Origin of the sequence: Dickeya sp. Secpp 1600, from assembly GCF_003049805.1 — a bacterium.
In the GTDB taxonomy this organism is placed as follows: Bacteria; Pseudomonadota; Gammaproteobacteria; order Enterobacterales; family Enterobacteriaceae; genus Dickeya; species Dickeya fangzhongdai.
The window spans coordinates 2293306-2319619 of sequence record NZ_CP023484.1 but is presented as its reverse complement, the minus strand read 5'-3'; the positions used below and the strand labels follow the sequence as shown (position 1 = coordinate 2319619).

Genomic DNA, 26314 nt, shown 5'->3' with positions numbered 1-26314 from the left:
ATTGGCTGCCCGATAGCGTCTGGCTGTCGCCCTTCAACCGCGGTTTGCCGCCGACCGGCCGCGTCGGTCAGACGTACACATACATGACCGATACCGGCAAGTTATCGTCGGCGCGGTGTGTAAACGGCTGAGTGCCCGCCGGGGTCGGCAGCGCCGATAAGATGCGCCGCTGCCGGGCGCCGCCATCGGGCGTATCGGCAAGCTGGCTGTCCATCAGCGACAGGCGCTGCGCCGGTACCTGCTGAAAGGCGATCGCCGACATACTGCGGGTAACCCACCCGTCCGATTCACCGGATTCCGCTGTCAACGCGGCAGGCGACGAGAACGCTACCTGACCGGAGGTATCCACCACCTGCGGATCTTGTAGCCGGATCTGGCCGCGCGGAATCACGCGGTACTCCCAGGTGGTGGCACGCGGTTGCAAACTGACGGCGTAGGATTGTCGGGTCGCCAGGTCATCCGGATGACAACAGATCTCCGCCACCGCGCCATCCGGCGCATCGTCGCTCGCCGGCGCGCCGGCGATCAGTTGAACAGTATCCTGAGCGGCGCCCTCGCTCATCACGCGCTGGCTGCTAAACCCCAGCACGCCTTGCCAGTCGAGCGGCATATCGGTGATGAGCACAAAATACGGACGGGGCTGAACCACCCAAAAACGGAATGGCTGTGCATCCGCCAGCGTGGCGTAATACTGCAGGAATGCCGCCCGCCCGGTTATCGCACCCCCATAGAAGCGCCACGTATTGCCGAACGCCACCAGTTGCAAACCAAAGCGCCGCATCTGACGCCGGGTGTATTCATCCGGCACCAGCGAGGCTTCCCGCCAGTCCCCTTGCGGAAAATAGTGGTGCTGCAAGATGAGTTCCGCGATCGCAAACATCAGGGCGATACCTTATTGGTGACGTGCTGCAATACCGGTGTTTCACCCGCAATCTGATTCGACTGAATAGCGATGTGACGAATTTTGTAAATAATCGATGGTTGATACCGCGCGCCTAATGCGCTCCAGAGATTTTGCGTTTTTTCATAGGATGAATTCTCTATTTCGAATTGCAACTGCGTTAAATCATCCGGCATATCGGGAAATTTCTGTCTGACCAGCGTGGGGCTCGCCTGGAAAAAGGCGATGGTGGCGGATAGAAATTTCAAGGCTTCATGGTAATCGTCAAAGTGCGCGGTAAATAAAACGTCAAGATTAAACCTTACCGCAGGCATTATTTGCCTGACGCTGGTATTTTCCGGGCTGCTCGCTGAACGGCCGCCATAAAAGGGCTTTATAGTTTCATGTTCGAGATTGATCAGCGTCAGCACCATCTTATTCTGATTTTTCAATGGATAGCTGCCATTCAGCTCCACCAGATTATTCACCACGACCAGTTCGCCGTCACTGTCAAATTGATGGCATAATTGTTGGCTCAATATGCTTTTAACATAGCCTAGCGCGTCATCAATCATCAGAAATCCCTTATATACCCGCCATACTTCAGGTTGCAGGATTGCAGTTTTCCTGTAATTCGAATTATTTCGGGTATGTCGCGAAAATTAATCCGCAAAAAAATCACACAAAACCAGTCTGCGCAAAAATAAAATCATTTTTGCGTAAAGAAAACGATAATAATTCATCTGTCTTTTATATAGAGAGAAATATAAAAAAGACAACACAACACGCGTCAGAAAAAATCTGATGACAAACGGTTATTTTATGATGAATAAGGTGGCGTCGTATGCAATTTGAATACGTTGTGTATTGCCTCCGGCTGTAATCTGCTTTCCGTTAATATTATTGAAAAATGAATAGGATCAGGCTGTTTCGCAACATCCCTTTTATCATCCACAGTTGTTTTTCAGTATAAGCAGAAAATCCGAAAAAACCACAGATGCGCCAGAGTATAAATAAAAAATTCATAATTCATTGAATTTGCTTTTATTTATACGCCAGACTTTTTCGCTAAAAAATAACGGCGGTTCAATAGACAATAAAATGATTTTAGTCTACAGCCTGTCATGATGCGTGCGAACCAAACGAATAAAAAAGGCCATTCAGTCACGACTGAATGGCCTGCTATCTGCAGAATAAAACAGACTGCCCCACGGCTATGGGGCAGTGACGCATCAAATGCTACGGCGGGAAAAATCTTTCGGGCGGAACCCCAGTGCCGCCAGCGAGGCAAAATAGCTAACGACGCCAGCTGCCACGACCACCAGCAGACGCAACATCCGCTCCGTCATATTGCCCTGCTCCCAGGGTGGCATCCATAGATTCAGCACGAGCAGTACCGCAGACATCACCACAACGGCCGTCACCAGCTTCATCAAAAATACCTTCCAGCCCTGCAGAGGTTCAAAGATACGCTGACGACGCAACTGCCAGAACAACAACCCGGCGTTGAGACAGGACGCCAGACCAATCGACAGCGACAGCCCGGCATGTTGCAACGGGCCGATGAATACCAGGTTCATCAGTTGGGTCATCACCAGCGTCACCATGCCAATTTTTACCGGCGTTTTAATATCCTGTCGTGCGTAAAAACCCGGCACCAGCACTTTTACCAGAATCAACCCCATCAGCCCGATGGAGTAAGCGACCAGCGCACGCTGGGTCATCAGCGCGTCGAAGGCGCTGAACTTACCGTACTGGAACAATGCCACGGTCAGCGGCTTGGCCAGCACCCCCAGCGCGACCGTGGCCGGCAGCGCCAGCAGGAAACAGAGCCGCAGCCCCCAGTCCAGCAACCGTGAATACTCCTGCTGATTGCCGCTGGCGACGCTTTTCGACAGCGACGGCAACAGAATCGTCCCCAGCGCCACGCCCAGCACGCCGGATGGAAACTCCATCAGCCGGTCGGCGTAGTACATCCAGGACACCGCCCCCTGGCTGAGGAACGACGCAAAAATAGTATTGATGATCAGTGAAATCTGGCTGACCGACACGCCGAGGATCGCCGGCGCCATCAGCTTCATCACCCGGCTGACGCTGGGGTCGCGGAACTTGATGCGCGGCAGCACCAGCATGCCGATTTTCTTCAGATACGGCAGTTGGTAGCCCAGTTGCAACACCCCGCCCACTATGACCGCCCAGCCCAGCGCCATCACCGGCGGATTAAACCAGCGCGCGCCCAGCAACGCAAAACCAATCATGCTGATGTTCAGTAGCGTCGGCGCAAACGCCGGCACCGAAAAACGGTTCCAGGTATTCAGCACCGACCCCGCCATCGAGGTGAGCGAAATCAGTAAAATATAGGGAAAGGTAACCCGCAGCAGCGCCGAGGTCAGTTCAAAGCGCTCCGGCGTCGAGGCAAACCCCGGCGCGGTCACCATGATCACCCAGGGCGCAACCAGCATCCCGGCCACCGTCACCAACGCCAGTATTAGCGTCAGCATCCCGGACACATAGGCCAGAAAGGTACGCGCCGCCTCCTCGCCCTGCTGACTCTTGTATTCCGCCAGGATGGGCACAAATGCCTGGGAAAACGCGCCTTCGGCAAAAACGCGCCGCAGCAGATTCGGCAGTTTGAACGCCACAAAAAACGCGTCGGTCGCCATACCGGCGCCGAACACGCGGGCGACGATCGCGTCACGCACGAACCCCAGCACACGGGAAAGCATGGTCATGGAACTGACCGCAGCCAGTGATTTCAGTAGATTCATTCAGTTGTTCTGAGTATGGGAAAGAGAGGATGGCGGGTAAAACCGGCTCGTCCGCCATGTCCATGACGGTCAAACCGCCCGCGACGGTCAGTGCCGGCAACAGAAGTACTGACTCTGACCTGTAACGCCGCAGCGGCTATCGCGGCACACAGCCTAGTCGATTGCACCGCCAATAGCCACACGGATGCCCGATGGCCGCTGTTTTTTTCAGCGTTTTCTCAACAACATCTCGATCACCCGTTGCGCATGCAACGCCTGATCGCCGGAGGTTAACGGCGGCGTGTGCGAAACCACCGCGTCGATAAAATGCCGGACCGCGCCCGCAAAACCACGCTGTTCCAGCGTGCTCTGCCAGGACGGCGCCGGATGCAGCGACACCGTGCCGCCGCGCTCTTCACGCCACTCCCGCAGGTTATCCACCTGATACCAGCCGCCATCATTGACCAGTTGCACGCTTTCACGCTGGCTGCCGGCCTGACGGTGCATACTGGTGGTGATCACCCCATAAGCGCTCTGGAACTGGTGTTCGGCGTAAATCAACTGCCCCTGCGGATTGCAGCGTAGCAGGCCGCCGCACAGCGTGGCCGGCGCGTCCGCCAGCCACAAGGCGGTGTCCACCACGTGCAGATAGTCATCCAGCAGAGTAAACGCCAGCGGATGCGGCCCGATATTATTGATGCGGTGTTTTTCCATGCGCAGGCTGTCCGGAAAAGGCCGCAGTTGCCGGAGCCGTTGATAAAGCGGCGCAAAGCGACGGTTGAACCCCACCATCAGCAACAGATTACGGCTGGCCGCCAGCGCCACCAGCTCTTCCGCCTGCGCCAGCGTTTCCGCCAGCGGCTTGTCCACATAGACGTGTTTGCCTGCCAGCAGCAACGTTTTGACGACGTCGTAATGGCTGGCGGTGCTGCTGTGTACAAACACCGCGTCGCACTGGCTGCTCAACGCGTCCAGAGAGGAAAAGCAAGGAATACGGTACTGCTGACACAGCTGCCGGGCCCGCTCCTGCCCCGGCGACCAGGCGCCCGTCAGTTGCCAGTGATCGGCGTGCGACAAGATCGGCAAATAGGCCTTGCGGGCGATATCGCCCAATCCGGCCACCCCGATACGTAATGATTTCATGCTCTCGCTCCCGGTAACGTGCTGCATTCAGGCTGTTGTCAGGCAAGGCGCGCCTGTAAATCGGCTAACTGCGCCCGTAACTCGGCGACCTCGTTTTCCAGTGCGGAAACTCGCGCGGCCAGCCCGCCTTCGGCAGGTTCGTCGACGGGTTCAGAGGGCGCGACATCCGCCACCTCGCCGCTGAACAGGTGCATAAAGCGGCTTTCGCGCTTGCCCGGCTCCCGCGCCAGTCTCGCCACAAACGGCCCGTCCTCGCGCTGCTGCAACTGCTGCAGCACGTTTTCCACCTCGTCCATATCGGCAAATTCGTATAAACGGGCAGCCCGGGTACGAAGCTCGCCCGGCGTCTGCGCGCCGCGCAGCAGCAAGGTGGTCACCAGCGCCACTTCGGCCGTCGAAAATTTCAGGTCGCCGAACTCGGAGTTGCAGAAACGGTGTTCGTATTTCATCACCCGGTTGCCAAAACCGCTGACGGTGCGCAGAAAATGCCGTTTAACCAGCAGGTCCAACGTTTGCTGCACCTCGCTTTCCGTCAGGTCCATCACCGGCTCGCGGTTGGTTTTCTGATTACAGGCGGCGGTCAGGCCGTTCAGGGACATCGGGTACTGTTCCGGGGTAGTTACCTGTTTTTCCAGCAGGCACCCGATTACCCGCGCTTCGCGGGGCGTCAGTTGATATTTCATGGCTCATCCTCATTCACCCGCATGCTCAGCGCATCGGCGTCCATTCATTATTGGTCAGGGCGGTCAGTACGTGGTCCTGCCACTTGCCGTCAATCAACAGGTAGTTTTTGGCGTAGCCTTCCTTTTCGAACCCAAGTCGGGCCAGCAGGTTGCCGCTGCGCTGATTGTGCGGCATATAGTTAGCCATGATGCGGTGCATATGTTGCTGACGCTGCATGTAGCGCAGCGCCGACTGCAACGCCTCGTACATCATCCCTTGTCCCTGCCACTTTTCACCCAGCGAATAGCCGAGGTAGCAGGCGTGGAAAGAGCCGCGCAGCACGTTGCTGAAGTTGGCGACGCCCCGCACCTCGTTTTCATCCGGGTCCAGCAGCAAAAAGTAGTAGGCGCTGCCCTGTTTGTGCATATCGCAGATCACGCTCAGCCGCGCCTGCCAGCCGGAAGGGTAACAGTGGCTGGCATCGCGTACCGGCTCCCAGGGTTTCAAAAAATCACGGTTTTCCGCGTAATACTCAGCCAGACGCCAGGCATCGCGTTCGTGCGCCAGACGGACCACCAGCCGATCCGTGGTCAGACGGACCCTGGGTGTCGTTGAGCGATAGCCAAACATGCCTTCCCCCCTCAGGTGACGGATTGTCGATGAATAAATTTTATTGATGCGGTCAACGCCGACGCGGCGGACGCCATAACAGGATAAATCACCAATAGCGCTTACTATAAACACATAAATTCCATAGCGTAAAATCATGACCGCCGAGTTATTGCACAATCGACACGCCGTACTGACTTTTTTTCTTAAACTGCGCGTCAGATAACTGTTGAACGATAAAAAAATTTATTAGCCGGGTACTCTATCGCAACGGCGCAATCGGCGAGAGAATAGACAGGCTGCATTCCTTTCTTCTTTCCTCGTGGTGAAACATGTCATTGATGACGCAGGCCCGCAGCCTGGGTAAATATTTTCTGCTGCTGGATAACATGCTGGTGGTATTGGGTTTCTTCGTGGTATTCCCGTTGATTTCCATTCGCTTTGTCGATCAGATGGGCTGGGCGGCGCTAACGGTCGGGGTAGCACTTGGTCTGCGTCAATTCACCCAGCAGGGGCTCGGCATTTTCGGCGGCGCCATCGCCGACCGGTTCGGCGCCAAACCGATGATCGTCACCGGCATGCTGCTGCGTGCCTCCGGTTTTGTGTTCATGGCGCTGGCCACTACGCCGCTGATGCTGATGCTCTCCTGCGTGCTGTCGGCGCTGGGCGGCACCCTGTTCGAGCCGCCGCGCAACGCGATGGTCATCAAGCTGACCCGGCCGCACGAACGCAGCCGCTTTTTCTCGCTGTTAATGATGCAGGACAACGCCGGCGCAGTGATTGGCGCCCTGATCGGTAGCTGGTTGATGCAATACAACTTTTCGGTAGTGTGCTGGGCCGGCGCGGCGGTGTTCGTGCTGGCGGCCGCGCTGAATGCCCTGCTGCTGCCCGCCTATCGCATTTCCACCATTCGCACCCCGATTCGCGAAGGAATGATGCGGGTAATGCGCGACCGTCGCTTCGTCGTCTATGTGCTGACGCTGACCGGTTACTTCATGCTGGGCGTACAGGTGCTGTTGATGATGCCGATCATGGTTAACGAACTGGCCGGCACGCCGTCCGCGGTGAAATGGATGTACGCCATTGAAGCCGCGCTATCGCTGACGCTGCTTTACCCGGTCGCCCGCTGGAGTGAAAAACGCTACCGTCTGGAACAGCGGCTAATGTTCGGGCTGTTCATCATGACCCTGAGCCTGATTCCGATGGGTATGGTCACCAGCCTGCAATGGCTGTTGGGTCTGATCGGGCTGTTTTACATTGGCTCCATCATCGCCGAGCCGGCGCGGGAAACGCTGGGCGCATCGCTGGCCGACGCCCGCGCCCGCGGCAGCTATATGGGGTTCAGCCGTATGGGGCTGGCGCTGGGCGGCGCGCTCGGCTACAGCGGCGGCGGCTGGCTGTTCGATACCGGAAAAGCGCTCGGCCAACCGGCCTTGCCCTGGTGCATGCTGGGCATCATCGGCATGCTGACCCTGGCCGCCCTGTACTGGCAGTTCCATCTGAAACGCATCGAACCCGCCATGCTGAGCGAGCACTGATCCACCGCACCAGACCCTACCATCGCACGGGGCGCTCTCGTCGCCCCGCTTTTATCTTCAATTTCCACCGGTTACAGCGCACATTGGCTACGACGAACATTTTTTGCGACGCACATTTTTTGCGACGTACATTTTTTTGCGACGTACATTGCACATGGACGAGCCGGCGCTGACGATAGATAATCCCGCACGACATCATGATCGCGGTAGCGTCCGATACGACGCCGCTCAACCCAAGGAGTTCCGGTATGAAACTGTTTGTCTATGAACATTGTCCTTTCTGCGTGAAGGCACGCATGATTTTCGGCCTGAAGCAGTTGCCGGTGGAATTGCGCGTGTTGTCCAACGAGGATGAAGCCACGCCGATTTCGATGGTTGGTCAGAAAATGGTGCCGATTCTGCAAAAAGAGGACGGCAGCTACATGCCGGAAAGTCTGGATATCGTGAAATACGTCGACGCGCTGGACGGCAAACCGGTACTGACCGGCCCCGTCAATCCGGCCATCGACGCCTGGATCCGCAAGGTGTATGAATACGCGCCGCGTCTGCTGATTCCGCGTTTCTCCCGCGCCGACTTCGAAGAGTTCGCTACCGACGCCGGCCGCAACTACTTTATCCACAAGAAAGAGGGGCAAATCGGCAGCTTCGATACCCATTTCAGCCAGACAGCCGCGTTGATCAGCCAACTGGAAAGCGACCTGCAAGCGCTGGCGCCGCTGATTGTTTCGCCGCAGGCGTGCAACGGCACGCTGTCGCTGGATGACATCAATCTGTTTGCCCTGCTGCGCTCACTGACCATCGTCGCCGACGTCAATGTCCCGCCGGCCGTCGCCGCCTACTGCAACACGCTGTCCCAGAATGCCGACATCGATCTGCTGATCGAACAGGCGCAATAACCCCTTGTTGCCGCCGTCACTACCGGCTGACGGCGGCGTTTAGGTCTATTCCTATTGGCGATATCACCGGAATAACGCACCCTGCCGGCATTCCTCGCTCGGCGAGGGAGTCATGGAAAACAAGAGGTTATAACAATGAAAAAATCGGGACTGGCCGCTCTGGCGCTTCTGGGGACACTGCTGATAAGCGGGTGCAACCAGCTGGCGCAATACAGCCTGAGCGAGCAGGAAATCAATCAGTATTTACAACAGCATAATGACTACCAGAAGCAACTGGGCGTTCCCGGCGTGGTGGATGCGCAAATTACGCTGACCGAGCTGACCAGCCAGATCGGTCGCGCGGAACCCGGCAAAGTGACGCTGAGCGGCAACGCCAAGGTCGATATCAGTTCGCTGCTGGGTAAACAGCAGGCAGACATGAAACTGACGCTGAAAGCGCAGCCGGTGTTCAACAAGGACGAAGGCGCCATCTATCTGAAAGACATGGAATTGGTGGATTACAGCGTTCAGCCGGAGAAATTACAAACGGTGCTGCAAACGCTGACGCCCTACCTGAATCAGTCGTTGAAAAGCTACTTTGACCAAAAACCCGCCTACGTGCTGAACCCGGAGCGCAACAACAAAGAAGCGCTGGCGAAGAAACTGGCCAAAGGCATCGAAGTGAAGCCCGGCCAGTTGGTTATCATGTTGACCGACTAATGTTGACCGATAAGAAACAAACGGGTGGCGTTCGCCACCTACTTTTTACTGTTCAGACGCCTCGTCATCCGACTCTTCGTCGTCTTCCGCCAGCTCATCCCGCATCGCTTCCAGCGCTTCACGGCAAATGATCGCCAGCGTACGATAAAACGCGGTGGTGGCATGGCTTTCCACCTTGCCCAGAAAGCGATCGCTCCATGTCAGCAGGTAGCGGTCAAAAAATGCCGACTGCGCGGCGGTTTCATCCTCCTTCGCCTGATCTTCCAGCCAGGAAGCGGCCAACAGCAAGGCGCCGAAATGGTCCACCGGCCCGTCGCCCAGCGGCATGCCACGCTGTTGCAAAAACGCGCGCACCTCAGCTTCCTGCTCTGCCGGATCCCAACTGGAACGTCGCGGCGGCACCGACGGCTGCGCGCCGAATAATGCGTCATAATCCGCGCTCATCGCCGGCAAATCAACGCTGCGCTGCCAGCGCGCCATCAGCTCATCCTGCGCCAGCGGCCATTGTTGCGCCAGCTTGCCTTGCGCAATCAGATTAAACAACGGCGCCAGCAGCGGATCCTGCGGCGGGCGGTTAAACAGCGTGCCGAGAATACGGCACACTACGGAAAATTCATTCATCTCATCAACCTGTAAAAAGACATGACGGCACGTCTAGGTGACAACGTCACAAATCCGCAAACTCCGGAATCGCGGGCTTACCGCGCTGCTCCAGAAAATCCAGCACCCGGCGCGGGCTGACATTCAACACGCGATCCTGCGGAAAATCAACATCCCGCATAATGCGTTCACAATGCGGAAACTCGCCCAGCGACCAGGCGATATGCGAATCCGACCCCAGCGCCAGATAACCGCCGGCATCGCGCACCGCTTCGGCCACCGCTCGGCAATTCGGCTCGCTGCCCTTACGGGAATGGGTAAAAGACGAGTTATTCAGTTCCAGCGCTACGTTATATTTGGCGGCGGCTTGCGCAACCGCGCGGATATCAATCGGGAATTTGGGGTTGCCGGGATGACTAATGATATGCACCGAGCCCTGCGCCATCGCGGCAATCATCGCTTCGGTATGGGTATCGCGGTCCTGCGGAGGAAACACCGGTTCGTGGAAACCGGCGATAATCAGGTCCATGCAATCCAGCATCGGCCCGGTGCAGTCGATATCGCCCGCCAGATTCTTGATGTTGGCTTCAATGCCGCGCAGGATGCCGATACCGTCCACGACGCGCGGCCAGACGCGCATATTGATGAAATGCCAGTAATGCGGCGCATCCGCCATATCCGGTCCGTGATCGGTAATCGCAAACAGGCGGATCTGTTTGGCTTTGGCTTCAGCCACGTAGTCATGCAGGGTGCTGTAGGCGTGGGTGCTGGCGACGGTGTGCATGTGTAAATCGACGGGATACATGGTTTCTCCTGACTCGGCATTGATAAGCCAGCATAGCATTTATCCCGCACCGGCACAGCCGAGGCGTCGGCGCGATAACCACAAATTAACAGAACTGAAACATTCGCCACCTCGTTGCACGCCCGAACCACCGGTCAACAACACGAACTGGCGAGTAAAGCAGCATATTGCGCTAAGTTTGGCTAAACGCACGTTTTTATGAAAGAAGTGTGTTGACGCTGCAGCGGATTTTCCCTAGAGTAGCGCCCCGTTGCCCCTGATGGCAACGACCCGGTGAGGTGTCCGAGTGGCTGAAGGAGCACGCCTGGAAAGTGTGTATACGTGAAAACGTATCGAGGGTTCGAATCCCTCCCTCACCGCCAGATTAAAAACAAAAACCCCAGACGAAAGTCTGGGGTTTTTGTTTTTAAACCGATGATCGGCCGGATGAGAATCCGCGACAGGGTTCGGTAAAACGGCTTGTCGTTTTGGGACCGCCGCAGGCGGTCCGTAGGGCGAGCGCTCCGCGCGAGTCAATCCCGAGCGGGCCAGTTCAACCATCACTTCCCAGCTACAAGCCTGTTTTTTGGGTCACAAGAACGGCGAATAAGCATCGACGTCACAATTCAATATCGCCGCCAGCTTACATCACCTGCGGTGACTATTAGCGCTCTGGCCCTACGATTACGGATACGCTAACCTGCCATCAGAACCGATCCCCTATCCGTTGCGGGAGTACGTCACATGATGCAAATCCGTAGGGTGGTACTGGCGCTGGCGTTGTCGCTGACCTTCCCCGCAATCGCTGGTGAACTATTTCCCTTTACTTTGCCGCTGGATGTCCGCGCCGACGGCAGCATCACCGACCTTTCGTCATGGAACGACAAACCGGCAGGCGCACGCGGGTTTGTGACGGTCGACGGCAGCCACCTGACCGTTGGCGGTAAGCGGCTGCGATTCCTCGGCGTTAATATCGTCTTTGGTTCGACCGCGCCGACACATGCCGACGCGGATGCTATCGCCCGCCGTCTGGCGCGTTTCGGCATCAATCTGGTGCGTTTTCATCTGATGGACGCCCGCCCTACGCCCGACGGCATCCTACAGCGCGATCTGCGCACCCTTGACCCAGACACCCTCGACCGCGTCGATTATTTTATCGCGGCGCTGGCGCGAGAAGGCATCTACGCCGATCTCAACTTGCACGTCGGCCGACAATATCCCGGCATGGGGGAGATTTGGGCGGATGGGCCCAAATACTGGAAAGGCGTCGACCTGTTTTATCCGCCGATGTTTGTACAGCAGCAGGAGTATGCCCGCGTCCTGCTGACGCACCGCAATCCTTACACCGGTCATCGCTATACTGATGAACCCGCCGTGGCGTTCGTCGAGATCAATAACGAAGACGGATTGATCCGGGAATGGCGGTCTGGCTCGCTCGACATGATGCCCGCGCCGTTTCGCACCGAGCTCGCCCGTCAATGGCGTGTCTGGCTCGAACATCGTTATGCTGATGACGACGCGTTACGCGCGGGCTGGGGCGTGCGGGAAGAGCCTTACGGCGCGGAAATGCTTTCAGAGCGGATCGCGTCGAAAAGCAGCGACCCAGGCTGGGTGCTGCAAACGCTTGGCGGCGCCAGCGCGACGCTCGCCGCAACAGATTCCGGACTGATGCTGTCGATGACGACACCGGGGCAGCTCGGCTGGCATACGCAGTTGCACTACAATCACCTCTCGTTCCAAACCCGCCACGCCTATACGTTGTCGCTCCGGTTACGTGCCGATCACCCGCTGACGCTGTCCGTACAGGCGATGCAGGCGCACGCCCCCTGGCAAACGTTGTGGTCGCAGAAAATCCCGGTCGGCACCGACTGGCAGGATGTCACGGTGACATTTATGCCGCAGCAAGACGACGCGACGGCACGGCTCACACTGGGCGGCCTCGGGCTGGATACCGGTCATCTGGACATCGCCCATGTGCGGCTTCGTAGCGGCGGGTTGCTCGGACTACAACCCGATGAGAGCCTCACGCGCGGCACGCTCGATGTCATTCCGTTTGCCTCCCGGTTGAACCGGACCGTCGCGGCCCAGCGCGACTGGCTGAGCTTTCTGTGGGACACCGAAGCGCAGTATTGGCGAAACATGCGGGACTTTCTGAAAGGTGAACTGGGCGTACGCTCGCCAGTCATCGGAACGCAGGTTTCCTACAGCCCTGCGGCCATCCAGCAGGCGCTGGACGTAGTTGACGGTCATGCCTACTGGCAGCACCCGCGTTTTCCGGGCAAACCCTGGGATCGCAACAACTGGTTTATTGGCAACTCGCCAATGGCCGGTATTCCCGGCGGCGGCACGCTTGCCGACCTGGCATTACATCGTGTCCCCGGCAAGCCGTTTATCGTCAGCGAGTACAACCATCCGGCACCCAGCCTCTGGCAAGGCGAGGCGATGCCGCTGGCCGCCGCCTATGGCGCACTGCAGGACTGGGATGGCATCGCCGTTTACAACTATGGCGCCAGTAAGCGTAACTGGCAGGCCGACTTTATCACCGACTACTTCGACAGCGTCGCTAACCCGGTCAAGATGAGCAGTCTGGTGGCTGCCGCCGCGCTGCTACGGCGTGAGGATGTGCGCGCCGACAAGCCGCAACCACAGCCGATGCCGGATCGCACCGTCTTTATCGACGCGTTGCGTCAGGGCGGCCGCCTGCCGGGTGCGGACAGCCTGGGCGCGCCGCGCGACGCAGCGCTGGCAGAGTGGGTCAGCATCGCCACGCCAGCGTGCGAACCACCGTCATGGCCGGTGCGTAGCCGCACCGGGCAGTTGATCTGGGGTGTGGACGGCATCGGCGGAAAAACCGTGGTGGTCGATACGCCGCGCAGTAAAGGGCTAATCGGCGCCCGGCTCGGTCAGGTTTATGACGCACACGGCGTCGGGCTGGAAGTGACGGCGGCGCGCAACGACTGGGGAGTGCTGCTGGCGACCGTACTGGATGGGCAAAGTTTCACCGCGCCGAGCCGCATTCTGCTGACGACGCTGGGGCAGGAGGAAAACACCGGCCAGCACTGGCTTGATGCCGCAAAAACCACCATTGGCAGCCAATTCGGCACCGGGCCGGTGCTGGTCGAAGGCATCGGCGCCCGTATCACCCTGCCGGTTGCGCCGTCCCGGGTCAGCGCCTGGGCGCTTGACGCGCGCGGCCAGCGGCAGACTCCGATACCGGTCGGCGGCACGCAACATGCCATACTGAACGTCGATGAGCGCTATCGTACCCTGTGGTATGAAATCGATATTCGATGAGCGGTTCAGGGGTGGCTTATCACCGTTGATATTTCACTGATGAGCGCTCCCGCTCATCCACCGTCAGCGAGAACACGTCCGGCCGGGCGTAGTGGCCGACCACGTCCAGATCATAACGGGCGCCGACCAGCAGGTCGGTGTCGATTTCCGCCGTCAGCAAACCGGCCTGACCGGTCAGCGGCCCGGCCAGTACGTTGCCCAGCGGATCGACGATCAGGCTGCCGCCGTTGATCAGCGGTCGTTGCGGATCCCAGCCGGGCACCTCAATGCCCAACGCGGCAGGCGACGGTTGCACCTGACAGGCGGTAATCACGAAGCAGCGCCCTTCGTGGGCGATATGCCGCATCGAGGCTTGCCAGATATCGCGTTCGTCCACCGTCGGCGCGCACCAGATCTGTACCCCTTTGCCGTACATCGCCATACGCAGCAATGGCATGTGGTTTTCCCAACAGATCGCCGCGCCGACTTTACCCACCGGTGAATCCAGCACCGTCAGGGTGGAACCGTCGCCCTGCCCCCAGATCAGCCGCTCGGTGCCGGTGGGCATCAGTTTGCGGTGCTTGCCCGCCAGCCCGGCCTCCGGCGTGAAAAACAACGCCGTGCAATATAGCGTGTTGCCGTCGCGTTCAATGGCGCCCACCACCAGCGTGGCGCCGGTACGAGCCGACAACGCCGCCAGCGCCGCACACTCTTCGCCATCCAGATCGACGGCGTGGTGGTAATACTGTGCAAACGCTTCGCGCCCTTGCGGCAGGCGATAGCCCAGATAGGTGCCGAACGTCTCGCCCTTCGGGTATCCCCCCAATAGCGCTTCCGGCATTACCACCAGCTTCGCGCCGCTGCGGGCAATGTCCCCTTCCCATGCCAGAATCGCCTCCAGCGTCGCTGCTTTGCCGGCGGGTGAACTCCCGATTTGCAATGCTGCCACCACCGATGTCGCCATAGTTTGTTCTCCGGTTAGTTGCGATGGCCAGACGGGCCAGCGATAGTGATATGCTGCCTATCCCGCTGAGTTGAATGAAGCCCATTTCGTTGTTGATTGATATGAATGAAATAAATATCAGCAGTCTGGATTTGAACCTGCTCAAAACCTTTGAAGCGTTATACGAGGAAGGCAGCGCCAGCCGGGCCGGCTTACGCCTCGGCATCACCCAGTCCGCCGTCAGCGCGGCGCTAAAACGGCTGAAGCAGTGGTACGGCGACCCGCTGTTCGTGCGTACCGGACGGGGTTTGATGCCGACGCCGCGGGCACATGAGCTGCAACCGCTGGTCAGCGATGCGCTCAACAAGTGCCGTGAAACGCTGACGTTGCTTCAACCCAATCCGCAGGCGTATGCCGGCCGCACCGTAACCCTGGGGCTGTCGGATGATTTTGAACTGGCGCTGGGGCAGGCGCTGATCGCCCGCCTGCAACAGCGGGCGCCGGGATTACGGCTGGTGTTTCGTCAGGCCCACAGTCAGATCGCGGCGGACCTGCTGCTGCGCCACGAACTGGATCTGGCGCTGACGGCTGGCGGCTTCAGCTACCGCTCACTCTCGAAGGTACAGGTCGCCAGCGGCGGCTATGCCTGTCTGGTGGTCCGTGACGTGACCGCACTATCGCTGGAGCGGTTTATTCAGACGCCGCACCTGCTGATCTCGCACGGCGGGCACATCGGGCTGGTGGATGAACAGCTGGCGGAACAGGGGCTCAGTCGGCGTATTGCCGCCTCCACCACCCATTTTGCCGCGATCCCCTGGCTGTTGCAGGATGACACCCTGTTGGCGACGCTGCCCGCCCACGCCGCTCAGGCCATCGCCGCCCGTACGCCACATCTGCGCTGCCTGCCTTGTCCGTTGTCCATGCCGGATTATGCCATCGAGCTGGGATTCCGGCCGACCGTCATCCGTGACAGCGCGGTTCGTCTGGTGCGTGAAACGCTCAGCCAGCTGGCGGGCGAGTTTCAGTGGTTCGCGCCGGCTCGCCCGTTATCTGAGCAGTGATAGTCGACGTTTGCACTGGCGTATAGGCCGCGTCATGCACGTTTCTGCACGTTCTCCCATTACGATAGCGCTCACGTCGTATTACCGAGCCTAAGCCCGAACCAGGCTTAACCCGCCCTGCGCAAAAGGCGCAATAACCTCATCCGGGACGGTGGATTCCACAATCAGCGTGCCGGCCATGGTTAATTCGCCAATCGCATAGCGGGAGGCCACATTCAGCTTATCCTGCGTCGCCATGACCACCGTTTCCGCCGCGCGCGCCGCCAGCGCCCGCTTGATATACGCCTCTTCCAGATCGCCGGTGCTGAACCCCGCCTGCGGATGCACGCCGGTCACCCCCATAAAAAACACGTCGGCCCGAATCGGAGCCAGCGCTTCCACCGCAGCGGCACCCACCGCCACCAGAGAGTGTTTGTAGAGACGCCCGCCAATCAATACCACCTCAATGCCCGGATGGTTTACCAGCGCCACCGCCACGCTCGGGCTGTGGGTCACCACCGTGGCGGTCAGCGTAAGCGGCAGAGATTTCACCAGTTCGCCGCTGGTGGTGCCGCCGTCAATCATCACCACCTGCCCCGGCAGGATCATGGCGGCCGCGGCCCGCGCCAGCTGATGTTTGGCGCGTGTCGCCATCCGGCTGCGCGCTTCAAAGCTGACCACCGTGCCGGACGCGGGCAACGCGCCGCCGTGCACTCGTTGCAATCGGCCCTCGCTGGCCAGCTCCCGCAAATCACGCCGGATGGTATCTTCCGATACGCCAAATGCCTCGCTCAATTGTTTCGCCAGCACCTGCCCTTCGGCCGCCAGTTGTTCCAGAATCCGCTGTTTACGCTGCGTGGTCAGCATGATGTTCCCCGAATGAGTCAGTCACCCCCCTTATTTACCTGATACTGCCTGATTTTGCACGTTTTATGGTTATTAGCACGCTTTCCGGCACAAATGAATGCACGAAATTGCATGATAACAATTGAGATCGCACGAAAGATTACGTTAGGATAACCGCTCACTACTTGTTCAGGAGAGTCATGATGCTTGCCACACGGGACCGGATACGCATTATCGACAGCGTTGTATTGGCTAACGACTGGTATCTGCTGAAAAAAACCACCTTCGACTTTCTGCGCCGCGATGGCACCTGGCAGCGGCAGAGCCGGGAAACCTATGATCGCGGCAACGGCGCCGTTATCCTGCTGTATCATCGCCAGAAACAGACGCTGCTGCTGACCCGACAGTTTCGCTTCCCCGTGTTCGTCAACGGGCACGACGGGATGCTGATTGAAGCCGCCGCCGGCCTGCTCGACCACGAGGAACCCGAGGTGCGTATTCGCGCCGAGGCGGAGGAAGAAACCGGCTACCGGGTATTTAATGTCCGCAAGGTGATGGAGTCGTACATGAGCCCCGGTTCGGTGACGGAAAAACTCTACTTCTTTCTGGGCGAATACGACGACCATTCCCGTATCGGCGCGGGCGGCGGCGTGGAGGACGAAGGCGAAGACGTGGAAACGCTGGAAATGACCCTGCCGCAGGCACTGGCGGCGATTGACGACGGCACGATTATGGACGCCAAAACCATCATGCTGGTGCAATACGTCGCACTGCATCGCTGCCTGCCGTTCGACGGCACGAAGCGTTAATGCCAATTCACTGAATTTTGATAAGTTTTTCGGCGAGTGTAATAACTCGCCGTTCCCCTGAACATAATCCTGAACGTAATAATGGATGACTGAATCATCATGATGAAACTGTATTATTCTCCCGGTGCCTGCTCAATGGCATCCCATATCATTCTGCGCGAATCCGGGCTGCCTTTTACCGCAGTCCCCGTGAACCTTGCCACGCATACGCTGGAAGACGGCTCCGATTACTACCACATCCATGCCGCCGGGCAAGTGCCGTTGCTGGAGCTGGAAAATGGCGCGCGCCTGAGCGAAGGCGTCGCCATCCTGCAATATCTGGCCGATCAGGCTCCTGCCAAAGCGCTGGCGCCGGAAAACGGTACGCTGGGCCGCTACCAGTTACAGGAAGCCCTGAACTTCATCAGTTCCGAACTGCACAAATCCTTCTCGCCGCTCTTTCGCCCGAATACGCACGAAAGTACGCAGGCCACGGCGCGTGAACGTCTGCGCACGCTGTTCAACCGTATTAATCAGCGCCTGAGCACCCAGCCCTGGTTTTGCGGCGACACCTTCAGTGTGGCGGACGCCTACCTGTTCACCGTAACGCGCTGGGCTGGTTACGTCGGTATTGAGCTTGCCGACCTGAACGCGCTTAACGCCTATATGACGCGCGTCGCCGAACGACCGGCGGTAAAAGCGACGCTGGCGGCGGAACACCGCGACTGATGGTTATTCATGTGCGCGTACCGCGCACATGTTCTTTTCCCCACCGGGTGGGGAAAAATAATAATTAGCCAAAGAATTACTTGTCATCTTTATTTATTTCACTTCGATTATTATGCGTCTTTCTTTTTTTAGGATGACAACCAACGATAAATCGCCCCTTAGATTCACAGCTCGCCAACCCGTTTATTCAACAGACGTTTTTAATAAAACCCTCCCTGAAAATTGACATTTCGCGTTTTTATCTTCATACACTATTACACCTGTCTGCGATCATCGCACAGGTTTTACGGTTATTTATTCCCCGTTTTCGATCTTAAAAAATAAGGTCAATGGCAAAGGTTCATGGGTTATTTATCCGTGTTCAGGGGTGTGCTCATCGCATCCGAATGCGTTTATCAACACAAATTGGGCACGAGAATGCGTGCCTGAAACACAGAAATACACGACAGGAGAGGGTTATGAAGAAAATATGTTCGTTACTGGCCGGATTGATGCTGGCTGCCGGCATCATGTCCAGTCCCGCCGTTCAGGCCAAAGGTCAGGCGGGCGTTTTTGATTACTACCTGCTGACCTTATCCTGGTCGCCTACTTTCTGCCTGACCCACGCCAATAATGAACAATGCACCAAAGGGTATGGCTTTGTGCTGCACGGTTTATGGCCGCAATATGCCAACGGCGGCTGGCCGCAGGACTGCCCGCCGATTACCGCGCTTACCGCGCAGGAGCGCAAATACGGCAATACCCTGTTCCCCACCGATACCTTGCTCACCCACGAATGGACCAAGCACGGTACCTGCAGCGGACTGGGAGCGAATGGTTACCTTCAGGCGGCAGATAACGCGCTGACCAAGGTGAAAATTCCGGCCAGTTTCCAGGCGCCGGTCAAGCCGTTGCAACTGACGGCGCAGCAGATTCTGACCGCGTTTCACCAGAGTAATCCCGCGCTGCCGCAAGAGAGTATCGTCGCAGTTTGCAGCGGCGCGGAACTGTCTGAAATCCGCGTCTGTATGGACAAAGACCTGAACTTCCAGTCCTGCGGCAAAGCGGTAAAAACCCAGTGTCGCGACGGTAACATCCGCGTTCCTAACGTGCGTTGATCCGTCCTCTCATGCCTGACGCACGGTAGAATGCTCCTTTTAGCCCGCCTGACGGCGGGCTTACTGTCAGTGAATGTAGATACATTGAATAACAATATTTACTTTTGTAAAGATTTCTATTGTATTTATTCTGCATGTGAAATATCACTGTCATCCGGGATCGTTAGCATGCCCGGTTGGACATACCCCATTCACCCCAGTGCAGGTATACAGCATGTTTTTGTTTTCACCTCAGGACAGCACCTACACCAGGATGTTGTGCCAGTTTGAATTTCAGGCGCAACAGGAAGGGATTACCCGTCAGACAATGGCTGCCGCGGTAGTATTCCGGGGCGGAATTCTGCTGGTGCGCCGTAGCGCCAACGATCCGGTGCTGCCCGGCCACTGGGAGATCCCCGGCGGCAGCCGCGAGCCCGGCGATCACAACCTGCTTGCCACCCTGATGCGGGAATTACAGCAAGAGACCGGCCTGCGGTTGCGTTATATCCGTCATTATCTGGGCTTTTTCGATTATCTGACGCCGGTTAACGAGAAAGTTCGTCAGTGGAATTTTCTGGTCGACGTCATGCAGGAAGAGGTGTGTCTGAATGGACAAGAGCACGATGCCTGGCAGATCGTGCGTCAGCCTGCGGATATTCCGGAAGACTGCCCCATCAGCGAAGAGAGTCGCTTTGTCGTCAACGCCGCGATTCGGATGCTATAACCGCCGTAAATGCGATAAACGGAAGCAATAGCCCCGGCGCGCCGGGGCCTGATAACGTTTACACCAGTTGGCCGAGGGAAGCCGGTTCGAACCCTTTGAGGGTTTCCAGCTCCTGCTGGCGGACTTTCGCGGCCCAGTTTGGATCGGTCAGCAGCGCACGCCCCACCGCGATCAAATCAAACTCATCACGCGCCATGCGGTCCAGCAGCTTATCGAGGCTAGCCGGGTTGGAGCCTTTGCCGGCAAAGGCGCTGAAGAATTCATCCGACAGCCCGACGGAACCCACGCTGATCGTGGCCGCACCGGTCACTTTTTTGGTCCAGCCGGCGAAGTTCAGGCCGTTTTCGCCATCCACATCCGGGAATTCCGGTTCCCAGAAACGACGCTGGGAGCAGTGCAGAATATCCACACCGGCGGACACCAGCGGCGCCAGCCAGTCTTCCAGCGCCAGCGGCGTCGGCGCCAGACGGGCGCTGTAATCCTGCTGTTTCCACTGGCTAACGCGCAGAATCAACGGGAAGTCCGGTCCTACCGCTTCGCGGACGCTCTTCACTACCTCGGCGGCAAACCGTGCGCGTTGTTTGATCGTCGCGCCGCCGAATGCATCGGTGCGCTGGTTGGTTCCGCCCCAGAAGAACTGGTCGATCAGGTAGCCGTGCGCGCCGTGCAGTTCCAGCGTATCAAAACCCAGACGTTTCGCGTCGGCAGCCGCGCGGCCAAATGCGGAAATGGTATCGGCGATGTCTTCATCGGTCATGGCATGGCCGCGTTCCACCTCCGGCGAGAACAAACCAGACGGGCTTTCGATGTAATCCGGCTCCCAATCCACGCCGTTAAGCGGCGCCGAACCGACATGCCACAGCTGCGGCCCCATTTTGCCGCCCGCGGCGTGGACCTCGTTAATCACCTTCTGCCAGCCATTCAGCGCGCGTTCGCCGTGGAAGAACGGAATACCGGGATGGTTACGCGAACCGGAACGATCCACCACGGTGCCTTCCGACAGAATCAGGCCTACCTCGCCTTGCGCCCGACGGCGATAATAGGCGGCAATATCATCGCCCGGAATGCCTTCAGGCGCGAAGGTGCGGGTCATCGGCGCCATCACGATACGGTTTTTTAATTCCAGCGTTTTTAGCGTAAACGGACGGAACAGAACTTCAGTATTAGCCATGTAATTCATCTCCTTGGGCATGAACCCGTGATGGTATACAATGTAAACCTGGTGTCAATCAGGCACATGAATGCTACCAGGTAGCCTAAAGGAAACCACTATATGCTGAAACCCTGCGTACCCCCGTTCTCGCATGCCAACTGCCCCAGCCGCTTTCTGCTGGAACAGATCGCCGATAAATGGTCGGTGCTGGTGCTGGGCGCGCTGTGTGAAAAACCACTACGCTTTAACGAAATCAAACGCAGCCTGGAAGGCATTACGCAAAAAGCGCTGACGCAGTGTCTGCGCAAACTGGAGCGCAACGGTATCGTGGAGCGGCGGGTGCTGACTTTCTCGCCGATTGCGGTGGAATACCACATCACCCCGCTCGGACACACCCTGAAAGAACCGTTTCAGGCGCTTTACCGCTGGACGGTGGAATACCTGCCGCAGGTGGCGCTGGCGCGGGAAGTCTTTGATCAACGGCAGGAAGAACAAACCCGAGCGATGTCCGACAGCAACGCCTGAATGAAGGTCGTCAATGCGCGGACATCGCCTGTCAGGCGAGCGGTATCAGGACACGGTAAACGACATCATCATGCCGGTGTCTTCATGCTCCAGCAGATGGCAATGCGCCATAAACGCCCGCTCTTTCGGCGCCGGATGATTGAACTGCACCAGCACCTCGCTGCGAGCGCCTTCCACATGCACAATGTCTTTCCAGCCACGCCGGTGTGCGGCGGGCGGTTTGCCATTTTCAGACAGGATGCGAAAACGGGTGCCGTGAATATGGAAGGGATGCAGCATCATGTCGCCTTGCCCGGAAATGTTCCACACCTCGACGTCGCCGCGCCGGACGTCAAACAGGGGCTGCCCCATCTGGAACGCCGCGCCATTGATGCGGTTGCCGGACAGGATATCCAGCGGCGCCGACGCCTGACCTGTCTGATGGTTCATACCGCCGTGGTTCATACCTCCGTGGTTCATACCTCCGTGATTCATTCCACCCTGATCCATGCCGCCATGATTCATGCTCATACCGCCATGCTGCATTCCGGACAACGAGGATGACGACATGTCCATACCACCCTGCGACATCCCCTGCATAGCGCCGTGTCCCGCCATATCCATGCCCGCCATCGCCTGCATGCCATAGCGCTGCATCAGCGCCTGCATACCCAGCATATCGAGCTGCGGGTCCATGGTTAGCTGCAGTTGGCGCGTTTTCAGCCCCGACATTGACGGCAGCGCCGGCAGTGTCGCCAACGTTTCCGGCAGCGTGCCGGCGCCGGGTTGCAGGGTTGGCTGAATGCGTAATACCGGCAAGGGCTGATCAAACGGCGGCACGCTCATCCCCATCTGTGTAACCGGCAGCGTCACCACATCGAACGCCTTACCGTCACGTGCATCCACCAGCACCTCAAAACGTTCACCCATCAGTACGTTCAATGCGCTCACTGCCACCGGCTCCGCCAGCAGTCCGCCATCGCTGCCAATCACATACAGCGGTCGCCCATCGCTGGCCGCCAGCGTCAGCGAACGTGCGTTACAGCCGTTCAGGACCCGCAGCCGCAGCCACCCGCGCGGCGCAGCATGTTGCGGGTAGCGCGCGCCGTTGGTCAGCATCAGATCGCCAAACCAGCCGACCGCCGCCGACATAACATCCAGCTGATAGTCAATTTGCCCTTTCGTATCCAGACGTTTGTCCTGCAGGATCAGCGGGATATCATCCACGCCCCACTGCGACGGCAGCGGCAATGCCCGGCTGGCGGCATCCTGAATCAGAATCAGGCCGCCCAGCCCCATCGCCACCTGACGGCCGGTCACTCCGTGGGTATGCGGATGAAACCACGCTGTCGCCGCCGGCTGCTCGACCCGGAACGCGGCGGTCCAGGTTTTGCCCGGCGCGATCTCCGCCTGCGGACCGCCATCCGCATTGCCCGGAATTTCCAGCCCATGCCAGTGCAGCGTTGTGGTTTCAGGTAGGGTGTTGGTAACGTTGAGGATCACCGCCTGCCCCTGCTCCAGTTGCAGCGCCGGCCCCAGAAATCCGCCGTTGACGCCCCAGGTGGCGGTTTCCAGCCCTGTCAGCCAGCGCATGCTGCCGGTCTGCAACTTCAGGGCGATATTGCCGCCCGCATCCGGCGCCAGCAGCGGCGGCACCGGCAAGGTCGGGCGCTCCTCGGCCCAGACGGAACGGCTCCACCAGGGCAAAGCGCTAGCCGCCCCCAGCATGGCGCCCAATTTGATAAACTCGCGGCGACGCATACGTCTCTCCTCCATGCGGATATCATTCAGGAAAATGATTGGTAGTCGCTGGCAGACTGCACCTTCCAGTAACAGGAAGGTCAAGCGTTTTTATTCCGTTCCACTGCGTATTTCCGTACTGTGAATATAAGGCTCGACAGAATCCAAGCCCGTCTCAGGAACAACAAAAAGACATTTTTATTAAACAGTAGATATATTTTTATTTTTCATCATTCAGCCGCTATAACCGCTGAATGCTTTACTCGGACCACTCTGATTTTACTCCAGCGCATTTCAGCTCCCGCACCTCGCTTTGCAATAATAACGCCGAAGACAATGTCATTATCGGTAATACACCGTATAGCGAGATGAAAAATGAATTATCCCTTTGTTTCCGCTTTGCTATCAGAAATAGCACCCACATTAGGCATCCAAATCGAATTTGAGCCGGAATTCAGTTTTGTCGGTGAAATAATATTCCCTGACGGAAAGAAACATTTATTCAAAAACACCAATCTCAACCTTAATCCTTCCGCATCCTCCGCTATCGCTCAGGACAAGTCCTACACGAAATATTTCTTGCGCAAAAATGGGTTTAACGTGCCGCTGGGAAAAACCTTCTTTTCGGAAACGCTGAATAACCGACTGGCGCCGGAAAGCAGAAGAGGCATTGCTGCCGCCGGACGGTTTGCCGGCTCGCTCGGGTTGCCGGTATTTGTAAAACCCAACAATCTGAGTCAGGGAGCCTGGGTCACCAAAGTTTATGATATGCCGTCGATGGCGGCGATCTGCAACCATATTTTTTCCCGCACGGATGTGTTATTGGTGGAACAAGTGTGTCAGGGGCGGGACTACCGGGTGGTGGTGCTGGGTGGAACCGTGATCTCGGCATACGAGCGATTTCCGCTGGCCGTTTATGGCGATGGCGTGCGGACAATCCAGCAACTGCTGGTCGCGGCGCAACAGAGTCTGACTCATCGCGGGCGCCCCGGCAGCCAGATTAACCCGCACGACCCGCGTATCGATATCAAACTGGCCGATATGGGCCTGAGCCGCAAGACCATTCTGCCTGCGGGGCAGAAAACCTTTCTTCTTGATAACGCCAATCTCTCCACTGGCGGAACCTCGGTGGATTTTACCGATACCATCCATCAAAGCTTCGCCGAGTTGGCAATAACGGCCACGGCGTCATTGGGGCTGCGTATCGCCGGCGTGGATATTATCTGTCGTGATTTATGTACGGATGCCGCTACACAGCCCTGGAATATTATCGAAATCAATTCTGCGCCGGGATTAAACAATTACGCAGCGCTAGGACCGGAGCAACGAGAGCGCGTGAAAGCCCTTTACCGGCAAATCCTGCTGCTGATTCAACAGGAAAACACCATCACACAGCATTAATTGAGCGGATAAAAACGCCGCCACTCGGCAACCGGAAAAAGCCCGTCATCCATGACGCGGCCCGATTGAAAAGGTGTTCAGTTTACAGGGTGTTCTGCTTAAATGGCGCTTCGCAATTATTCGGAGCACGTCAGACCTGAATAATTGCAGAGCGTGCCTAATATTCCTTTCGTCCCAGCCAGCACTCTTTCAAAATACTGCCGCGTACGCCCATATCCAGCAACGGACGTGGCGGGATATAACTGGGTCGACCCAACGCCTGCATATCAGCGATCAGCGGGTTATCGACGCCGGTCGCCAGATCCGCCAGCGTGCTGCCTGCGACGGTCTGCTTAGAGATACCGGCGCCGTTGCACCCCACGGCGGCATACAAATTATCGCTATATTTTCCCCAGCCCGGCGCCCCGTTACGGGTGACGCTGATCATGCCGGACCAGGTATGGGCGACCGACACCTCGGCCAGTTGCGGGAAGCGGGACAGAAAAATCGCCTGATGCTGCCGCGTAATCTCCGCAGTGTGGCGCGCCGTGACAGTGTAACTCGGCACATAAGCCACATGCTGGCGAATCAGGAAACGACGATCGCGGGTGTAACGCAGCGTAGCGCCCGCGATGGCATTAGCCGGCGTCATACCCCACTCGCCAATCTGGCCGATCCGCTGTTGCTGTTCCGCCGTCAGCGGTTCAGTGAGCGTGGCAAACGTCGATAACCCCACCACCTGACGAGAGAACATCGGCAGTTGCCGGGCGCAGCCGTTGGTCGCCACCATCAGATGCCGGGCTCGCACCTCGCCGTAAGGCGTGCGCACCCGCACCGTTTTGCCGGGTTGGATCTCCAGCGCCGGCGAGCGCTCATACAGCGTCACGTTGTCGGGCAGGCTATCCGCCAGCCCCCGCACCAGCGCCGCCGGGTTGAGCAACACGCAATTCGGCGTATGGATCGCCGCATGGTAGTAGGACGTACCCAGCTTGCGGGCCAGCGCATCGCCCTGCACTAACTGGTACGGCTCCGACAGCGCCTGCAATTCGTGGGCGTACTGCTCCAGCAATCCATTCAGTTCAGGTCGAACAATGCAATGATACTTGCCGTGGCGGTTCCAGTCGCAATCAATGCCATAACGGGCGATCAGCGTTTCCAGTTGCGCCAGCCCAGCGTGCAGCAGGCGGCGATAGTTGGCGGCTTTTTCCAGCTCCGCGGTGGAGCTGCCGATATTGTGCGGCAGGTCGATAGCGAAGCCGGAATTCCGCGCGGACGCGCTGTCGTCAATGTCGACGGCATCCAGCACCACCACCTGCTCATGCGGGCGGTTCTCCGCTATCCGGCGGGCAAACGCCAGCCCGGCGTAACCCGCGCCAATCACCAGCCAATCGGCGGTGATCGAACGGCGCAACGCCGGTCGGCTTTCACGCGGCGACAATATCGCCGACCAGCCATTGGTGTTGTCATCCAGTGGTAATGCATTGATGTTCAAAATGTTCTCCCTGATCTGATGCTTATATTTATGTGCCGCATTTTACCCGGCGGATCGGGCGATGCAC

The 26314-nt window shown here is 58.0% G+C and carries 24 protein-coding genes and 1 tRNA gene; 12 read left to right on the top strand and 13 right to left on the bottom strand.

Going from position 1 to position 26314, the window contains the following annotated elements; all coding sequences use genetic code 11:
• Nucleotides 1-67: 67 nt before the first annotated feature.
• The 6 genes from CPA59_RS10435 to rimJ form a co-directional block, all read right to left on the bottom strand.
• Nucleotides 68-880, bottom strand: coding sequence for a hypothetical protein (locus tag CPA59_RS10435; protein WP_107759259.1), 813 nt, complete (start codon nt 878-880; stop codon nt 68-70).
• Nucleotides 880-1455, bottom strand: a complete 576-nt coding sequence (locus CPA59_RS10430; RefSeq protein ID WP_107759257.1) for a DUF4255 domain-containing protein — start codon at nt 1453-1455, stop codon at nt 880-882. The genes CPA59_RS10435 and CPA59_RS10430 overlap by 1 nt, the downstream gene beginning before the upstream one ends.
• A 657-nt stretch (nt 1456-2112) precedes the next feature.
• Nucleotides 2113-3648, bottom strand: a complete 1536-nt coding sequence (gene murJ, locus CPA59_RS10425; protein WP_107759255.1) for a murein biosynthesis integral membrane protein MurJ — start codon at nt 3646-3648, stop codon at nt 2113-2115.
• A 207-nt stretch (nt 3649-3855) separates the two neighbouring features.
• On the bottom strand, nt 3856-4770 hold the full coding sequence (locus CPA59_RS10420; RefSeq protein WP_107759253.1) for a Gfo/Idh/MocA family protein: 915 nt from the start codon (nt 4768-4770) through the stop codon (nt 3856-3858).
• A 38-nt stretch (nt 4771-4808) separates the two neighbouring features.
• Nucleotides 4809-5453, bottom strand: coding sequence for a YceH family protein (locus tag CPA59_RS10415; RefSeq protein ID WP_107759250.1), 645 nt, complete (start codon nt 5451-5453; stop codon nt 4809-4811).
• A gap of 25 nt (nt 5454-5478) precedes the next feature.
• Nucleotides 5479-6063, bottom strand: coding sequence for a ribosomal protein S5-alanine N-acetyltransferase (rimJ, locus tag CPA59_RS10410; RefSeq protein WP_033568451.1), 585 nt, complete (start codon nt 6061-6063; stop codon nt 5479-5481).
• Nucleotides 6064-6374: 311 nt separating this feature from the next.
• On the opposite strand from rimJ, the gene mdtH reads away from it, so the two are divergent.
• The 3 genes from mdtH (at nt 6375) to CPA59_RS10395 (ending at nt 9175) form a co-directional block, all read left to right on the top strand.
• Complete coding sequence (gene mdtH, locus CPA59_RS10405) at nt 6375-7580, top strand: multidrug efflux MFS transporter MdtH (protein ID WP_038918911.1); 1206 nt, start codon at nt 6375-6377, stop codon at nt 7578-7580.
• A 248-nt stretch (nt 7581-7828) separates the two neighbouring features.
• Nucleotides 7829-8476 (top strand): glutaredoxin 2, encoded by a 648-nt coding sequence (grxB, locus tag CPA59_RS10400; RefSeq protein WP_107759248.1) that lies wholly within the window; start codon nt 7829-7831, stop codon nt 8474-8476.
• Nucleotides 8477-8611: 135 nt separating this feature from the next.
• Nucleotides 8612-9175, top strand: a complete 564-nt coding sequence (locus CPA59_RS10395) for a lipoprotein (protein ID WP_038918909.1) — start codon at nt 8612-8614, stop codon at nt 9173-9175.
• A gap of 45 nt (nt 9176-9220) precedes the next feature.
• Here the strand turns inward: CPA59_RS10395 and CPA59_RS10390 are convergent, their stop codons facing one another.
• Together CPA59_RS10390 and CPA59_RS10385 are read right to left on the bottom strand one after the other, a co-directional pair.
• The gene (locus CPA59_RS10390) at nt 9221-9796 is read right to left on the bottom strand and encodes a molecular chaperone (RefSeq protein WP_100849484.1); all 576 of its coding nucleotides are present in this window, start codon (nt 9794-9796) and stop codon (nt 9221-9223) included.
• Nucleotides 9797-9842: 46 nt separating this feature from the next.
• Nucleotides 9843-10580: a phosphatase gene (locus CPA59_RS10385; protein ID WP_038918906.1), complete on the bottom strand. Its 738-nt coding sequence runs from the start codon at nt 10578-10580 to the stop codon at nt 9843-9845.
• A 272-nt stretch (nt 10581-10852) separates the two neighbouring features.
• Between CPA59_RS10385 and CPA59_RS10380 the strand changes: the two genes are divergently transcribed.
• Together CPA59_RS10380 and CPA59_RS10375 are read left to right on the top strand one after the other, a co-directional pair.
• Nucleotides 10853-10942, top strand: a tRNA-Ser gene (locus tag CPA59_RS10380).
• 361 nt (nt 10943-11303) lie between these two features.
• Nucleotides 11304-13853 carry a carbohydrate binding domain-containing protein gene (locus CPA59_RS10375; protein ID WP_107759246.1) on the top strand — a complete coding sequence of 850 codons (2550 nt, stop codon included), beginning with the start codon at nt 11304-11306 and terminating at the stop codon, nt 13851-13853.
• A 19-nt stretch (nt 13854-13872) separates the two neighbouring features.
• Here CPA59_RS10375 and CPA59_RS10370 read toward each other — a convergent pair whose 3' ends face one another.
• Nucleotides 13873-14796 carry a carbon-nitrogen hydrolase family protein gene (locus CPA59_RS10370; protein ID WP_107759244.1) on the bottom strand — a complete coding sequence of 308 codons (924 nt, stop codon included), beginning with the start codon at nt 14794-14796 and terminating at the stop codon, nt 13873-13875.
• Between the two features lie 101 nt (nt 14797-14897).
• Here CPA59_RS10370 and CPA59_RS10365 point away from each other — a divergent pair, with 101 nt between their 5' ends.
• Entirely contained in the window at nt 14898-15836 is a 939-nt protein-coding gene (locus tag CPA59_RS10365; protein ID WP_107760801.1) for a LysR family transcriptional regulator, read from the top strand.
• 90 nt (nt 15837-15926) lie between these two features.
• On the opposite strand, the gene CPA59_RS10360 is transcribed toward CPA59_RS10365, so the two are convergent.
• Nucleotides 15927-16682 carry a DeoR/GlpR family DNA-binding transcription regulator gene (locus CPA59_RS10360; RefSeq protein WP_107759242.1) on the bottom strand — a complete coding sequence of 252 codons (756 nt, stop codon included), beginning with the start codon at nt 16680-16682 and terminating at the stop codon, nt 15927-15929.
• Nucleotides 16683-16864: 182 nt separating this feature from the next.
• Here CPA59_RS10360 and CPA59_RS10355 point away from each other — a divergent pair, with 182 nt between their 5' ends.
• The 4 genes from CPA59_RS10355 to CPA59_RS10340 all read left to right on the top strand — a co-directional run bounded on the left by CPA59_RS10355 (nt 16865) and on the right by CPA59_RS10340 (nt 19978).
• Entirely contained in the window at nt 16865-17470 is a 606-nt protein-coding gene (locus tag CPA59_RS10355; RefSeq protein WP_107759240.1) for an NUDIX domain-containing protein, read from the top strand.
• A gap of 102 nt (nt 17471-17572) precedes the next feature.
• Nucleotides 17573-18178, top strand: coding sequence for a glutathione transferase GstA (gstA, locus tag CPA59_RS10350; RefSeq protein ID WP_038920952.1), 606 nt, complete (start codon nt 17573-17575; stop codon nt 18176-18178).
• A 458-nt stretch (nt 18179-18636) separates the two neighbouring features.
• The gene (locus CPA59_RS10345; RefSeq protein ID WP_038918900.1) at nt 18637-19275 is read left to right on the top strand and encodes a ribonuclease T2; all 639 of its coding nucleotides are present in this window, start codon (nt 18637-18639) and stop codon (nt 19273-19275) included.
• A 214-nt stretch (nt 19276-19489) separates the two neighbouring features.
• Entirely contained in the window at nt 19490-19978 is a 489-nt protein-coding gene (locus CPA59_RS10340) for an NUDIX hydrolase (protein WP_038659168.1), read from the top strand.
• A 58-nt stretch (nt 19979-20036) separates the two neighbouring features.
• On the opposite strand, the gene CPA59_RS10335 is transcribed toward CPA59_RS10340, so the two are convergent.
• Nucleotides 20037-21149, bottom strand: coding sequence for an NADH:flavin oxidoreductase (locus CPA59_RS10335; protein ID WP_107759238.1), 1113 nt, complete (start codon nt 21147-21149; stop codon nt 20037-20039).
• 102 nt (nt 21150-21251) lie between these two features.
• On the opposite strand from CPA59_RS10335, the gene CPA59_RS10330 reads away from it, so the two are divergent.
• Entirely contained in the window at nt 21252-21656 is a 405-nt protein-coding gene (locus CPA59_RS10330; protein ID WP_107759236.1) for a helix-turn-helix domain-containing protein, read from the top strand.
• Nucleotides 21657-21701: 45 nt separating this feature from the next.
• Here CPA59_RS10330 and cueO read toward each other — a convergent pair whose 3' ends face one another.
• Nucleotides 21702-23396, bottom strand: coding sequence for a multicopper oxidase CueO (gene cueO / locus CPA59_RS10325; RefSeq protein WP_107759234.1), 1695 nt, complete (start codon nt 23394-23396; stop codon nt 21702-21704).
• A 558-nt stretch (nt 23397-23954) separates the two neighbouring features.
• Here cueO and CPA59_RS10320 point away from each other — a divergent pair.
• Nucleotides 23955-24776, top strand: a complete 822-nt coding sequence (locus CPA59_RS10320; protein WP_255412295.1) for a cyanophycin synthetase — start codon at nt 23955-23957, stop codon at nt 24774-24776.
• 157 nt (nt 24777-24933) lie between these two features.
• Here CPA59_RS10320 and CPA59_RS10315 read toward each other — a convergent pair whose 3' ends face one another.
• Nucleotides 24934-26247: an FAD-binding oxidoreductase gene (locus CPA59_RS10315; protein ID WP_107759230.1), complete on the bottom strand. Its 1314-nt coding sequence runs from the start codon at nt 26245-26247 to the stop codon at nt 24934-24936.
• Between the last annotated feature and the right edge of the window lie 67 nt (nt 26248-26314).